The following is a 14143-nucleotide window of genomic DNA, read 5'->3' as shown; positions in this document are numbered from 1 at the left end:
TGAAAGGTTCTTGGTTATCGGCGCCCATGACTCGTCCTTTATCCTGATGAGGTTGGAAACCTGTGCGTAGTACATTCCCGTTCGGTGGAGTACGGCAATGGCTTCCTTTTCATTGTCGGTCATCTTGGGAACGGCTACCACTTCACCATTCAAAAGAATCTCACGGCAGTACTCGGAGAACTTCCGCCCTGTGCTTTCTGCCTTTGCCTTGATGCGCTGCTTCTCCTCCAAAGTACACCTAACCTTGATGAACTCCGTCTTGTTCATCTGTTTTTCTTCATTGTCCTGCTGCTGCCATTGGGTAGCTTTTCTTCTGTATTTCTTCATATAAGTTTCTCTGAAAGTTAATCATTATGGATGATTCGTTGCTGCTTAATTTCTGAACGCTGACCGATGAGAACGGAGTGATTACGGTCTTATCTCCCCGACAATCGAACGAGGGGAGCAAAAGCAGTTTGTGGGTACAAACTGACGTCTTGCAATATCAGCTGAGATGCCGATAACGCCTTGGGGCGTTTCCACCGCCGAAAGTGAATGCACGGCATTCCGTGTCTAACTGCGTTCGTGGCATTCCCTCCTTTCTTTCTTTTAGACAACAACATAGTCTTCGCTTCTTTTGGAAAAGGGCCGAGGGGTTTAGAGAAAAGGGACGACCTTTCCAAGAAAAGCCCTCGCTCCTTTTTTCGTGCTTATAGCTTTCTCCACTTCTCTATATCCTCGTGGTATTCCTCCAAATGACTGCGCACGAGGTTCTCCACGAAACTTGAAAGGTTGCTGCCCCTGTCGCCCAATCTTCGCACAATGAAGTCGGCACGTTCCTGTGTCTCTTTGCTCAGATAGACAGCCTTCCTATTACTGAGTTTGGCAGGTAAAAGATAGGCTTGCTTGTAGGCTTCAAGCGTTTCCTTTCTCATTTTGGCACTGATGCGTTTCTGAACAGGAACGCTCTCGGAGTGCTGCGGACGCTCGTCATTCTGCGGTCGCTTGGCATTCTGCGATTGCCCGATATGCCGTGCCATCCTGGATTGCTCTGATTGCTCCGTGGAACACTCCGATTGGATTTTTGCCGTACGTTTTTCCTGCTGCCGTGCATCCTCTATCGGCTCTTTCATGGGAGCGGTACTCCCCTTTAATGCGAATTCATTTTGCGTTGTCGGCACACTGCCGTCTTCGTCATCTCCTCCGTTCAGATACCATTCGAGGCTCTTGTCCGCTTCTGTAGTGTTCATATTCTTTTCCATTTCTCTATCTCATTTTATGTTTAACTTGTTTTACCTTTATGGGATTGGTTTGTGTTTGTGACATCGTCAATGATAGGCTTTTCTGCTGTTCACGCACCCTGTGGATGTGATATTCGTTGAGGTCTTTGAAGTTCCTGTAATGCACGGACATATCATCTACCTTGAAACCAGCCTCCATGAAATCCTCCGTAGTTCTCCGTCCAGCTTCGTCATTGTCAAGGAAGGTACGAATGGAGGATACTTGCCTGTCATTGAGATAGCGAATGCTCCTTGCCACATTACTCACGGAGTTCATCACAAGGCAATGGCTGATGATATCTTCTTTCATTGAAAGAAAGGATAGAAAGTCCATAAAACCTTCGAACACGCAGACCGGTTTCATTCTATCTGTTATCTTATCCGTGAACACGGGGGTAATATCCTTCGGAGCAATCGTTCCCTTGAAAGAGCCGTTATCCCGAAGTTCATAACCGCCCGATTGGTTGGCGAAACCGATGGCTTGATAGTGCAGCCCTCTTACCTCATAGCTGATACAACGCAGAAAGGGCATCGCCTTTTCTATGTTGATGCAGCGGTCTTCCTGAAGATACTTTAGTAAGTGTGGAGGTAAGTTGTCTGATACTTCTATCAGTCTCCTTACTCCACTTGCGGATGCCATAGGTATGCTACTTCTTTTCATTGCCCTGTCTGCCTTTTGAGAACTGCAAGCAGTATAATCGGGAGCGTTCCGCCCCAATAGGCGGATGGCTTCCGACAGCGTGCAGCCCTCTAACCGCATACAAAGGTCGATAATACTTCCGCCCCTGCCTTCGGCATAGTCTATCCAAAGGTTCTTTTCTGTGTCCACCTTGAAACTTGGATGTGTGTCTTCACGAAACGGTGAACGGTAGAGGGCATAAGCTGGTGTCCTACGCACAGATTTGATACCTTTCCTTTCAAGGTACTCCACAATAGAGTATCGCTTGATGCGTGATAAATCTTCTTCTTTCATTGTCATTATAATTATTGGTTGAACATTTTTCCATTCTGATTTTTATATCGGATTATATTTTGATTATAATGATAGGGCAAACTTCATTGATGCTTTTTTGCTTCCTAAAGTTTTTCCCCTAAAAACTTTTTTCACTTTCTTCTTACTACATATATTTTGATTGTAAGTGATTGATATTCAGGTATGAGTTGTAGTAAGCAACTATACTACACACTCTACTACATCAAACTACTACAGCTATTTACCAGTGGGCAGGGGTGGATTTTCCTAATCTTATACACATAGACAGGATTACAACCCTCACGCCTCTTGCTTACCTTTTCAAAGCCAGCTCTTTTGAGTGCTTCGCCCATACGTTTGAGTGTCAAAGGTTGATGCGTATAAACACCTAAATAAGCGAGTATTTCGGTAGTGGTCATGTAAGCACAATGAGGATTGTCCTCTGTTGGCTTTTCAAAACAGCGTAATAGTAGTTCCATTTCTGCGGTCTGTACTTGGAAGTCCTCACTCTCCTTGTAGAGTTCCGTGATTTCTTCATCGTTAAACCAATATCGAAAGCCTGCGTTTAACAAGGCTTTGGCTTCGGTATAGACGGCATCCATAGAGATAGCTTTAGCTCGTTCAATATCAATGGATAGCACCTCAAACGGAAGGAATCGTCTGCTTCCTGTGGGGTCAGTCAAGAAGTCATTGCCGTTCACTGAGGCTACAAAACTTGCCAAGTGTGGGTGTTCCTCCACATACTTGTCGTAAGGCATACGGTATTTGACCATCGGGCAGGTGATGAGGTTCTTCAGTTCGTTCTCGTCACGCTTATTGAGGGCTTTGAGCTGGTCGTCGATGTTTACGATAAGGTTCTGACCGATATAGGTAAGCGTGTCTTTCTCCTGCGGATATATTTTTCCAGTGTAGCTGTAGCCTTTAAGCACAGGCGGACAAAGCAAATCGAGAAAGGTGGTCTTGAACTTGCCTTGTTCTCCTGTCAGCACGAGGCAGGTATGGTTACGGCATTCACGGTCGTCCATGGCGTTGGCAACCACTGCAACAAGCCATTTGGTAAGGTACGGCAGCCACTTCTCTGAGTTACGGACGATAACGCACGATGCAAGATTGGCGATGACGCATTGGTTTATCTCTATCTTGTACAGCACTTCTGAAGCATCAACCGTTGGCAAAGCCTTGAAGTAGTCCTGTATGGGATTGATGCGTGGCGAAAAGCTGCTTTCAATGATGGAATAGAGATTATCAGCGGAAGTAATAATACCGTCCTCGCTATCAAGTTCCCTGCGAAAGGTATTGATGTCATAACGGCTGACCTTGCTAAACACATTGGCACACTTGGGAGAAAACTCTGTTCTGCCAAGTACAGTGTTGAACCTGAAGTCATAATGGGTGGAGAGGTAGCTTTCTATCTCCTTGTTTTTGGAAGTTTGCCTACTATGCTTCGGCTTATCTTCTGTGCGTATATTGCTATTGTCTGCGCATTTCTTCATAATCGTCCTAAAATGATTTCTGAAAGTGAAGTTAAGGAGGATAATTCTGATAGCCAAGCATCCTCGGTGTGCTTGCATAATGTTGCTTAAACCTGCTATAAAATTCCTTGTGGGAAATCATCAAACATCTTAGTTTTTAGTGGATTAAATGGAGAAATAAAAGGATAAAAGGAAATGATACAAATACCAATAATTGATTGACTTTGTAACAAACCACATTCAAATGCGGTATTCTGCACATTTGGGTAGTAGGCTATAAATAAAGGAATAACAAAGAACGGATAAGGCGAAAATAACTACCTATTTAAACAAAAAGCAATCCACAAAAAGATGTAAGCAAAAATTAAGAGCTTATCTCTATGTTCTCAGAAATCTTAGAACAAGATAGAAGGCTTATGCCAAATGGTTGATTGTATCTTTATATTCTATTGGCAGTGAAAGAAGGAAAGTGGGTGTTTCAGTGTTGATAACGACAGGAAACGAGGAAGAAATTTTCATCGTGTTTCCTTTGTTTTCCCTGCTGTTCCTTAGTGCTTTGAGCATAAGGAAACTATCTCTACTTTTGCACCAAGTTGGAGCGCAAAAGGCTGCAACACAAGCAAAAAGTAACAACAAACAAAACAATAGAAGTATGGGATATTTGATAATTACAGACCAGAACTGGCAGAAACTAAGGGATGAGATATTAAGTCTTGCCGACTGCTGCCACAAGGCATTTGGAGAGAAGTGTAAGCACACAGATTGGCTGCACAATGGTGATGTGTGCAGGTTGCTTAACATCAGCAAGCGCACTTTGCAGCATTATCGTGATACAGGCGTGCTGCCCTTCTCACAGATCGGGCACAAGTGTTATTATAAACGTGAGGATGTGGAAAGGTTGCTCCTTACAAAAACTGACAAACCTAAAAAATAATCAAGTTATGGAAACGGCAAAAAATTTGAATTTTGGCTCAGACGAGATGCAGATGGTGATTACTGCGCTGCATGACGTGGGCAGGAGAATAAAGGAAGTGGGAGAAACGCACAAACCACTGTTTGGTGGCGAGCATTTTCTCACAGGTAAGGAGGTGTGTGAGCGGCTGTATATCAGCCCTCGCACTTTGCAGGACTATCGGGACAGGAAAATCATTCCCTACACGCAATTCGCAGGGAAGATTCTCTACAAGGCTTCGGACTTGGAAAGGCTGCTGGAAGAGAAATACAGGGTATAGTCTAGTTGAGAATGAAAGCAGTTCTTGCTTTGCGAACAACTGCTTATATGTTTTTTATTAATATTTTTATACCTGTTATTCAATCCGAAATAGTATTTTATGCAACAAAAGAATAACTTACATTATAATCTCTGTAGTTCCTATGAATATCTAAAATAGACCTTAGAATGAGTTCATTACCCACCCGCGAAAAAGCGAGTATTCGATAAATCAAAAACGCTTGTTATTCTGTTTACAAAGATAATGCATGAACAGAGCAACAAGTGTTTTGATGTGAAATACAATAGGAAACTTTACCTTAGAATGTTTTTAGGCAATTTTTTCTTACGAAAATTCTATACTAAAATATGACTTTTTCTGATTTGAAATTATATTTCTTTGCTACAACTATATCAATTTTAAGCAAACGAAAACAGAGTTAGAGGATTTTTTGGGGGGGAGGGGAGAAGATACTCCTGAGACTTACAGCCCAGTATAAAAAAGCTGCCTAAAGCGAAAAATATGCACAGTTCTTATACCTGTAGATAAAGTGATACGATTAGAGGGTATGTCGATTCTGACACACCCTCCATTACTAGGACTGTAATTAACAACAACTTGTTGAACTACTGGTACATTTACACGATGTAGACGTGCTTGTACATACTGATGACTCTGCTTGAGCTACCACTGTTTGTGCATCTAAATTTGTAATTAGCATAAGAATAATAAATTAAAAATTAATAAAATAAGGGCTAAGACATCTCTATTTGAAATGTACAATAACCCCAAGAAATATCGACCTGCTCATATAATTCATTTTATAGCTTTTTGAGTAATCGGTATTATAATAGATTGCGCTGTTATTATTACAATTAAATAGATTAGTAATATTTAGGAAAAACATTGTTTTACCAAAACTGAAGTCTACTGCTTTCGAAATATTCATGCAGACATTCAGATATTTATTGAATTGAGCAGAATTTATATCATCTGCATAAATTGGTGTATAATAATCGTATTCAGCATTATAAATAGCTTTATCTACAGGAGTATAATAAGTGCCTGGTCTATTCCAAAGTGATAATGACATATTCCATAATTTAAGATTTTCGTAATTTAAAACAGTTTTTATGAAATACTTCAGATAATCCTCTCCCTTAAAAGTCTTCCCACGAAAAGAATAATTCGTATTCAGGTAGAAATTAGAGATTGTCCAAGAAAGATTCCTTGTTAGCTGGATATCAAACGAGGTTTCAATTCCATATATATATTTCTTATAACTACCTATCATAGGCGCCATCCTTTTGATTCCCTTTTCGTCTTTTAGATATATAGCACAATGTCCTTTCAGCCAAGACTTGTTATAATCATATTCTAAGCACAATTGTCTACACGACATCTTGGAAAATCGCAGAAAAGTACTCTCATAATAATTATACATATTAAGACTTGCTGCTGATAGGAGAACCTTATGGTTGGAATTTGTATATTTAAGACTAAGATTCGTATTAAATACAGGTTTGCAGTTTCTAGCAAAGCAACATTTTACTCCAAGCAAAGCACTGTAATTCATTAAAAGTAACTTAATTGAGGTATATGGAGTTATTTGGCTCATAGTGCCTTTATCAGCGCTATTCCAGCTATTGGCATAGTCCGAAGTCGTCTTGAAAGTTGAAAAGATACTGTTCAATCCGAATCTATACTGGATATTCTCATTGACAAGTTGAGAATATGAAATGGCTCCATATAGATAGTTGCAAAGTTCATCCATGTTAACATTATTGTGCTTCACTTTCGATTTCAGATGCGAAAACGAGAAGTCTGCTTTCAGCTTAATCCCTTCATGATAATATTCATAATTAGCGATACTATTCACAAAAGATGTCATATTGAGATAACTAGAATTATTCTTATAAAAGAGCATGGGGTAGTCACCATTCTCACACATATACGAAGCATATAATGAATATTTTGAATTTTTGAGCGTCCTATTAAAATGAATGCCTGTATCGTAACTTCTATAATGATTGATATCTTTGATATTATTCATTTTTACAAATGGATACAAATCTGTGTATGATAGATAAGTTTCCAGAAAACTGCTTTTAAAGTTCTTGGAAATCGAAGCATTCGTACCTACTGTTGACAAAAACAATGTTTTTTTATCGCTTATCTCTTTGTTAAGTTGCATATCGACACTCCCCGAAGCCGAATTCTCGAATTCGATGGGTGAGTTTGACGCATAGATGGATTCCGTCCCAATGAAAGACGTATTCATTGACGACGTGCTAGCAATCGAATTGTTAACTAAATTACCCTTGGTCGGATAAAAAATAGGCACTTCGTTTAGATATACCATTGTAAATCCCATTGAACTTCCCCTGAGTGAGGGTTTTGCACTTTCGTTAATATTGGTTGATACTGCTGTAGACAGTATAGCATTTAAGGGATCAGCTTGTGACGTTGGTGACGCGTAAATCTCTAGTTGACTATATGATTTCATAGGGAAATCACTACTAAACTCCTTATTCCTAAAAATGAACACTTCGTCTAGACTTTTAGTATCCTCGGTCATTATAACCTTTCCGTTTTGTTTCAAATCCAGAACAGGTATTATTAGTTCCTTAAAACCGAGAAATGAAAAAACGATAGAATCATTATCCTCTACATCTCTAATGGTATATGTACCCAGACTATCACTTACATAAAAGTTGTCTTTGTTGTTTACAACATACACAAGCACACCAGCCAGCGGTTCTTTGTTGCTAATAATAGTACCATGGACATCCGACGAAAAGGACTGCCCATGAGCTATTATTAGCAGAGTCAATAGCGATATGTAAAGAGGATTATTCATCAAATAATCATAATTTATTTTTTAGCCTTAAAATGTCTCTTGAAGTCGGGAATCGTTTAATAGCTTGTTGGTACATGGCTTTCGCTTTTGCTTTATTACCATTTTCAATATAATACTGAATAAGTATTGAATATGAATCTACTATGCCCCATGTAGGCGAGAAGGGGGCATCAGAATTCTTCATCTTGATTGCCTTGAGAAGCAGTTTTTCTGTTTTCTTCTTCCCACCATATTCTTTCGGAGTATAATAGTCGTAGTAGCCATTCACAAAATAGGCCCTAGGGTTCGTAGCTCCCATATCCATCGATAGTTTCAGATTCTTATTTAATTTCTCCATGAAAATAAACATATCCTGACGCTTGATAAACTGAAAGTAGAAAACTTGTTCATAAGCCATCAGGCTATAGTATTCAGAATCCTTTTTCTTCATCTTTTCCAGATATCCCATTGCCTGCTCCGCAAATTTCTGGGATTTTTCCAAATCAGCCTCCTTAAAAGCAGATACCGCCTTGTAATAGGTCATATATGAAAGCCAATATAAATAATACGACTTCATATTTTCCGATTTTGCTGTCTTATATCCAGCCGTCAAGTCCTTTTCTAAGTCGTCGTAAGCCTTGGGGTTCTTAAAAGAAAGGACAAAGCAAGTGTCAATTTTATTTTGAATTTTATTCAAAACTACATCCTTTTTGGCACTCACGGTACAGCTGAAAATCCCAAGTAACAATAATGATAAAATATTTTTTTTCATAATTCAACGTTTAAAACTTATCCTTTTTATGATATAGGCAAAACCTACGAATAACGCAATAACCCAGGCTATGCAATACCATAGGCTAATATTACTACCACGTATAAAGTCAAGCACACATCTTAACGGGAAGAAATAGCCGATGATATCGAAAACAACATTTGCTTTCGTTAGTACAAAGAAACAATCTGACAGAAAAATGGTCAGCATATAATATAGTCCGATGACCCCCTGATCCTTATTGTCGTGCAATCCCCAAAGCGAAATAGACAAACCGACAAATGAGTAGATGGTAAAAATCAGGAATATACCGAGAATATATCTGCATAACGTGCCAATGTTCGGGCTGAAGCCAAATATAAAGTAGGAAACAGCTATTAACAATAGCATCGAGAATAGTATAAATATGATTCTTGCTGCTATAAAGCCCATGAACAAATAGGGCAATTTTACAGGGTAATTATAGAAATATTTTACAATATTGAGCGAATAATATTTCTTTATCACAGGACCTACGGCATAAAGGGCATCACTACACACCATGCTACCAATAATACCTGGTAAAAAAAATTCAGCATACTCTGTATCAATATGAAATGCGAAGCCGAAAATAATAAAGAGTATTGGCGACAGCAATATTGTGAAGAATATTGATTCAGGCACTCTGCAAGACAGCAAGAACTGATAATAAAATAATGCAAAAAACTTTTTCATCAAGCTATTGTTTTATAATATAATTATAAACATCCCTTAAAGTGATGGGCAGTATCGATAAATTGGTTATCCGGTTATTATTAAACTTTCTAAGCAACTCTTCTTTCTCCTCTTGGCTCTTATAGTAATATGCATATTCGTAGCTCTGCTTCTCTTTGCCAATATCTGGCGAAGTCAGACAGGAGAACTGACCATTTTCTCTAGAGATAACTATCTTACCCTTATAAGGACAATATTTGGTTAGCAACTCATCCGAAGATGCAGGTTGATTTAGCGTCTTACCATCCTTAACAAACATGATTTTGTTTGCGTACAAACGAACCTCTTCCCAAACATGCGTCGTAAATATCATTGTGCATGATATACCTGATATAGTTTCCCAAAATCTATTTCTTGAGTTTGGATCCAACCCATCCAACGGTTCGTCCATAAAAACAATCTTGGGTTCAAAAAAGAGTGCTGCATAAATGCCTAGCTTCTTGTTTTCACCCTTTGAAAGCACCTTGAACTGTTTGTCCAACAAGTCAGTTACACCAAACTTTTTCAATAGCGATTGGTCAACACGATGGTTGAATATAATCGACAATAAAGACACTATCTCACGTACTTTCAAGAGCGGAAAAGAGGAGAAAGTATCATATAGTACTCCATATGGACCATATTTCTGCCTATCGTCGAGAAAGCTGTTAGCCTCACAAGTACATTCGATGTTACCTAGTATGCCATCCAGTAAAAGACTTTTACCAGATCCATTAATACCCAGTATAGCTAATTTCTCATCCTCTTGTACCGAGAACGACATGTCGTCCAAAAGATTCGTAGAATGTAGGCGATAAGAAAGCCCTTTTATTATAAATTCTTTTTTATCCATCTTTGCGTTTACCTATAACAATTGAATTCTGAATAGATTCCAGTTGACCATCTATCCCGAGGAAATCTTCAATATTACTATCATGATAGCCACCTAACATACAGCTTCCGAGATTCAAAGCCTCTGCTAGCAAGCTGATGGTTTGTCCCAAGAAGCCCACTTCAAGTAAAATAAACCTATAAGCACGTTCACCATATTTTATGTACATGCGATCAATAAAAGTTGTGGTGAAGATAATGCAGCTCACATTCTCTGAATTAATATAAGGGTCGGCTCCAGAATGTGCCTGCATCACACTAAGGAAGTCTCCATATTTTACAACCTCAAGTGAGTTGTCGTCTGGACTATAATGATACAAACCTTTAGGAATCTGCGAATTAATGGTAACAACATATAGTTCCGAGGCAAACAAACCACCACCCGAAGGAACTGGCCTGAACTTCCATGTCACACCATTATTAATAGACTCCTTACGATTTATACCATACGAATATCTCAGCAGATAATACAATTCTTTTAATGAGATATTATACGGCTCATACTTCTTTGTACTCTTTCTAGACTTCAACACGTCGAAGATGTTCACATTCATAGAACTATCTTCGTAATTGTTTAAACTATACTTTTCGTGTCCTTCATATCTCTTGAAGGGCTGAGCAGCACGTTGCAATACAAATGGGTGATAGAAGCCAAATGTTAGTCTTGATAGCTTTTGTACATCAAGCAAGTCATACTTCGAAGCAAGCATATATTGCATGCATAACGAAGACTCATATTTGATGGTATTATAAATTGACGAATCTTTCTTGCGGATAACATCAAATTCTCTATTTGTTAAAGTTTCCTTATCCATTTTTTTTTCATTATGTGATTAAAAAAATCCTTATCATTCAGTCCTTAAGGGAAAGGATGGGGCATGGTCGTTAAATCTTCAAATTTAAGTTTCTTGAACCCCATTTTTTCTGGTACTTCATATAGCCTTTTTCCGCCCAAATAATAACCTCCATAAGCACCATTAAGAGGTATCAGCTGAGGGCATATCACACGTACCACCTTAAAGTTCTCTTCAGCTACATCCTCTGTCGTAATATCCTTACAGTAAACATCTATATTATTCTCTCTAAAGATTCTGAGTATAGCTTTTATTTTGCTTTTAGCATCTAGTTCCGGCTCTTCGTCATATGCAATATCCTTTGTCTGTGGTCTTTCAAGCCATTTCTTGAAAATGCCTTGTTTCTCAGGATGTCTGGTATAGTAAATACTATGATCCTCAAACGATTTAAGTTCCGACAAATTATCCATTTTTTTCTTATTATCCTCTAACAAATAACGATAATAGGGTATGGACTGACATAATTCTAACACTGTTTTGTTAATGGCGGCAGTGTAAGTCATTCTGGTTGCAGCTGAGAAAGCTACAAATTGTCCATAATCATGTACTCCTTCTAGAATACCTACTACAGATGGCACTTTAATATCTGTTGTCATATCAAACAGGTGTACATTCATATGCGATGGCACAATACTTTCAACAAACTCTTTCAGCTTCCCATCTATCTTGATTTTAGGTATTCCCAATTGCCCCATCCAGCTAATCATAAATGCATCTCTTTCAATCACTTCGTATATGCCATTCAGAAAAGCATCGTAATAATTCGTATGTGCTGCAAAACCAGTTGAAATCTGCTCGGAAATCTGCACTTTACCCTTTGAGAATGGCATGTATATAAATGTTGATGGGCAAAGTACGGTTTTCTGTCCAAATACATCATAAACGCTGTCCCAATAAAGGATTGTATCATTCGTGAAACGCTTGAAAGGGAATGTATCCCTCTGATACTGACTTTCATGAAACAGCGAAAAAGCAGATGGTTTAATTGCTTCATATCCACGTGCTATCAAATCCGCATACGACGTCTCCACCATACTACTTAGATTGTAGAAAGTAGGACAATACCGCTCCACGCCTTCACCGATAGCAGAAAGAAGCGCCTTTTTCAAATCAAATCCGCAACCGCCACTCTTGCCTGCATAGAATTCACCATTCAGCAACTGTGTTTCGCAATTATAAGCCGACACAGCCTTGATTTTGGGATCAGAATTGAATACAGCAACATTACCTATGTGACTCAGGATACCTACAGCCTCTGATACTAGATTCAGAGCCCTCTCCACTTGAATATGAGAATTATCAATTTTCATCATCTTACAATATTTCTAACGTTATAGGATCAAGCCAAGGTGCACAAGCATTATCCATCTTCGTGCTGCACTGTGGACAGAAAGGAACTTTATAGAAATGATGCCATTTTGATGTTAAATCATCAAAATTAATCTCATACAACTGCTTGTAAGTATGAGGAAATCCATAATCCATAAGAAACTTTTTACACTCAATGATGGCAATATTGTAAATCAATGTATAGTCACTAGTGCTAATATTTCCGATGTGACTGTTATTTTTAGACTCCCCAAGCCAATCCTCATATAGAGACAACTCTTTGAAATTTAGGAAGTTCGACTTAACCCTCTTCTCAAAACAAGAGTAGCAACCAGTTTTCTCGCCCCAAAACAATGGGCCGACATAACCTCTCACAGCTCTAAAACATGATATCAAGAGCCAAGGCTTGTTTTGACTCATAGCTATGTCGTTATATCTTCTCATAAAAATAGGATTATAGCTTGTCTTATCCACTATTACGAAATCATTTTTTGCCACAAAATCAACAATTTCGCTACGTTTTGTATCCTTGTCATATCTCAGAATTGACAATTTCGATTTGACCAACTCTGAGGCATTAATAATATCATAAGCTATTTTATTATTCTTCGTGATAACCACGCCAATCCTTTTTTGCTTGAAATCCTCATCGGAATTAAATTTACTATCGTATAATTTCCCCTCAGAAAGCGAGTCCTCGTCATTATAATAGAGAAAACCGTTTTGTTTTAATAAAAAGAAGAAATCTAAGATTTCATTAAATGGATATTTCTTTTTAAATTGCATCACTATTTTAGAATAACCTTCTGACGAATTTAACAAGTAGTCGAACATACTCTGTTTGTTGTCATTCTCATCGAACTCGATTTTGAACATTTTTCCAGCGCAATGCAACTGATAGCATCTCTCGGAAACCTTGAGAATATCAAAATTATTTTTGAACATAAGATTTATAATTTAGTTAATAGTTACTGTTATAATTTAGTTAATAGTTACTGTTTAATTCTTAATGGTAAATTTCTATATTATTTTTGTAAATTACAAAAATAAACAGTTAAAAAATACAAAAGCGTTCGTTGTCGTAAATCACATAGTATAAACTTCACACTTTAGACCTTGAAAAGATAGCGTTTGCTTGATGTTTTTTTTGATAACTTTTATTTCAAAGTTAGCAAAAAAGGGCTATCTCTTAATTTACTTTTGGTTCAAAATCGATTTTATAAAATTTCAATTTGTGATATATCAGAAAATCTGTATTTACTCATTCTTGCATAGTTTGACCTCACTTTTTACAAGAATATATCGGAATTCTAATCATCTATGAAACAATGTTGTTGCATTTCGTATGACAAAATTTCTGATCGTCTGTATTTAGAGATTAATTTTGATGTTTAAGGTTTTATAGCAAGATCCATTTCCGTCTGTGACTCCATTCCTCGGCAAACAAAACGTATTCATTCCGTTCATGGGTTGGTAGTATGTAGTCATATCGTAGTAACACACATAAGCAACTACTGACAACAACGTAATCCTTTTTCTTTCATCGGTTTATCTCATATTGTAGTAATGTAGTAAGAAAACAATGAAAGAAAAAGGATTGGTACATATTCAGCTATTGACACCCCTGTCAATTATGATGATAGGAATCACAGGGTTCCTTGGACGCATCAACTCACTGCACACATGCCTTCTGAACAGGTGGGCTTCTACGCAGTCAAGTTGAAAGGAAAGGGCGATGATTGTCGGTAGTGGGTAAAGCGGTGCGTAGCCCCTTACCTCCTTATTTGTTACTATTTTCCTTTCGTCTGCGC

General features: G+C 38.1%; 13 protein-coding genes and 1 pseudogene. 2 read left to right on the top strand and 12 right to left on the bottom strand.

Annotated features, from left to right (window positions below):
* The 4 genes from HMPREF1640_RS11665 to HMPREF1640_RS11650 all read right to left on the bottom strand — a co-directional run.
* Positions 1 to 327: hypothetical protein (locus HMPREF1640_RS11665; RefSeq protein WP_036895038.1), on the bottom strand; the 327-nt coding region annotated here is incomplete at its 3' end.
* Positions 328 to 689: 362 nt separating this feature from the next.
* Positions 690 to 1241 (bottom strand): DUF3408 domain-containing protein, encoded by a 552-nt coding sequence (locus HMPREF1640_RS11660; RefSeq protein WP_036895036.1) that lies wholly within the window; start codon positions 1239 to 1241, stop codon positions 690 to 692.
* 4 nt (positions 1242 to 1245) lie between these two features.
* Positions 1246 to 2232, bottom strand: a complete 987-nt coding sequence (locus HMPREF1640_RS11655; protein WP_025072917.1) for a toprim domain-containing protein — start codon at positions 2230 to 2232, stop codon at positions 1246 to 1248.
* Between the two features lie 218 nt (positions 2233 to 2450).
* Positions 2451 to 3725 carry a VapE domain-containing protein gene (locus HMPREF1640_RS11650; RefSeq protein WP_028901028.1) on the bottom strand — a complete coding sequence of 425 codons (1275 nt, stop codon included), beginning with the start codon at positions 3723 to 3725 and terminating at the stop codon, positions 2451 to 2453.
* A gap of 631 nt (positions 3726 to 4356) precedes the next feature.
* Between HMPREF1640_RS11650 and HMPREF1640_RS11645 the strand changes: the two genes are divergently transcribed.
* Positions 4357 to 4638, top strand: coding sequence for a helix-turn-helix domain-containing protein (locus HMPREF1640_RS11645; protein WP_025072918.1), 282 nt, complete (start codon positions 4357 to 4359; stop codon positions 4636 to 4638).
* Between the two features lie 7 nt (positions 4639 to 4645).
* The gene (locus HMPREF1640_RS11640) at positions 4646 to 4936 is read left to right on the top strand and encodes a helix-turn-helix domain-containing protein (protein ID WP_025072919.1); all 291 of its coding nucleotides are present in this window, start codon (positions 4646 to 4648) and stop codon (positions 4934 to 4936) included.
* Between the two features lie 745 nt (positions 4937 to 5681).
* On the opposite strand, the gene HMPREF1640_RS11635 is transcribed toward HMPREF1640_RS11640, so the two are convergent.
* From HMPREF1640_RS11635 to HMPREF1640_RS13815, 8 genes and pseudogenes are all read right to left on the bottom strand, one after another.
* The gene (locus HMPREF1640_RS11635; RefSeq protein WP_025072920.1) at positions 5682 to 7775 is read right to left on the bottom strand and encodes a carboxypeptidase-like regulatory domain-containing protein; all 2094 of its coding nucleotides are present in this window, start codon (positions 7773 to 7775) and stop codon (positions 5682 to 5684) included.
* Between the two features lie 7 nt (positions 7776 to 7782).
* Positions 7783 to 8526: a hypothetical protein gene (locus tag HMPREF1640_RS11630; RefSeq protein WP_025072921.1), complete on the bottom strand. Its 744-nt coding sequence runs from the start codon at positions 8524 to 8526 to the stop codon at positions 7783 to 7785.
* 3 nt (positions 8527 to 8529) lie between these two features.
* Positions 8530 to 9240, bottom strand: coding sequence for an ABC transporter permease (locus HMPREF1640_RS11625; protein ID WP_028901029.1), 711 nt, complete (start codon positions 9238 to 9240; stop codon positions 8530 to 8532).
* Between the two features lie 4 nt (positions 9241 to 9244).
* Positions 9245 to 10111 (bottom strand): ATP-binding cassette domain-containing protein, encoded by an 867-nt coding sequence (locus HMPREF1640_RS11620; protein WP_025072923.1) that lies wholly within the window; start codon positions 10109 to 10111, stop codon positions 9245 to 9247.
* Complete coding sequence (locus HMPREF1640_RS11615) at positions 10104 to 10964, bottom strand: SagB/ThcOx family dehydrogenase (protein WP_025072924.1); 861 nt, start codon at positions 10962 to 10964, stop codon at positions 10104 to 10106. The genes HMPREF1640_RS11620 and HMPREF1640_RS11615 overlap by 8 nt, the downstream gene beginning before the upstream one ends.
* A gap of 44 nt (positions 10965 to 11008) precedes the next feature.
* The gene (locus HMPREF1640_RS11610; protein WP_028901030.1) at positions 11009 to 12316 is read right to left on the bottom strand and encodes a YcaO-like family protein; all 1308 of its coding nucleotides are present in this window, start codon (positions 12314 to 12316) and stop codon (positions 11009 to 11011) included.
* Position 12317: 1 nt separating this feature from the next.
* Positions 12318 to 13277: a TOMM precursor leader peptide-binding protein gene (locus HMPREF1640_RS11605; RefSeq protein WP_025072925.1), complete on the bottom strand. Its 960-nt coding sequence runs from the start codon at positions 13275 to 13277 to the stop codon at positions 12318 to 12320.
* A gap of 663 nt (positions 13278 to 13940) precedes the next feature.
* Positions 13941 to 14143, bottom strand: a pseudogene (locus HMPREF1640_RS13815) (hypothetical protein); the annotation flags it as partial.

The sequence above is a fragment of the Prevotella sp. S7-1-8 genome (genome assembly GCF_000758925.1).
Taxonomy (GTDB): domain Bacteria; phylum Bacteroidota; class Bacteroidia; order Bacteroidales; family Bacteroidaceae; genus Prevotella.
Note: the sequence above shows the minus strand (reverse complement) of the source record. Positions and strands in the feature narration are given on the sequence as shown.

What these genes read in the sequence shown, in the direction of transcription:
- HMPREF1640_RS11615 (WP_025072924.1), bottom strand. Translation starts at nt 10,964, where the DNA reads ATGGATAAGGAAACTTTAACAAATAGAGAATTTGATGTTATCCGCAAG.
- HMPREF1640_RS11650 (WP_028901028.1), bottom strand. Translation starts at nt 3,725, where the DNA reads ATGAAGAAATGCGCAGACAATAGCAATATACGCACAGAAGATAAGCCG.
- HMPREF1640_RS11620 (WP_025072923.1), bottom strand. Translation starts at nt 10,111, where the DNA reads ATGGATAAAAAAGAATTTATAATAAAAGGGCTTTCTTATCGCCTACAT.
- HMPREF1640_RS11640 (WP_025072919.1), top strand. Translation starts at nt 4,646, where the DNA reads ATGGAAACGGCAAAAAATTTGAATTTTGGCTCAGACGAGATGCAGATG.
- HMPREF1640_RS11630 (WP_025072921.1), bottom strand. Translation starts at nt 8,526, where the DNA reads ATGAAAAAAAATATTTTATCATTATTGTTACTTGGGATTTTCAGCTGT.
- HMPREF1640_RS11635 (WP_025072920.1), bottom strand. Translation starts at nt 7,775, where the DNA reads ATGAATAATCCTCTTTACATATCGCTATTGACTCTGCTAATAATAGCT.
- HMPREF1640_RS11610 (WP_028901030.1), bottom strand. Translation starts at nt 12,316, where the DNA reads ATGATGAAAATTGATAATTCTCATATTCAAGTGGAGAGGGCTCTGAAT.
- HMPREF1640_RS11625 (WP_028901029.1), bottom strand. Translation starts at nt 9,240, where the DNA reads ATGAAAAAGTTTTTTGCATTATTTTATTATCAGTTCTTGCTGTCTTGC.
- HMPREF1640_RS11660 (WP_036895036.1), bottom strand. Translation starts at nt 1,241, where the DNA reads ATGGAAAAGAATATGAACACTACAGAAGCGGACAAGAGCCTCGAATGG.
- HMPREF1640_RS11655 (WP_025072917.1), bottom strand. Translation starts at nt 2,232, where the DNA reads ATGAAAGAAGAAGATTTATCACGCATCAAGCGATACTCTATTGTGGAG.
- HMPREF1640_RS11645 (WP_025072918.1), top strand. Translation starts at nt 4,357, where the DNA reads ATGGGATATTTGATAATTACAGACCAGAACTGGCAGAAACTAAGGGAT.
- HMPREF1640_RS11605 (WP_025072925.1), bottom strand. Translation starts at nt 13,277, where the DNA reads ATGTTCAAAAATAATTTTGATATTCTCAAGGTTTCCGAGAGATGCTAT.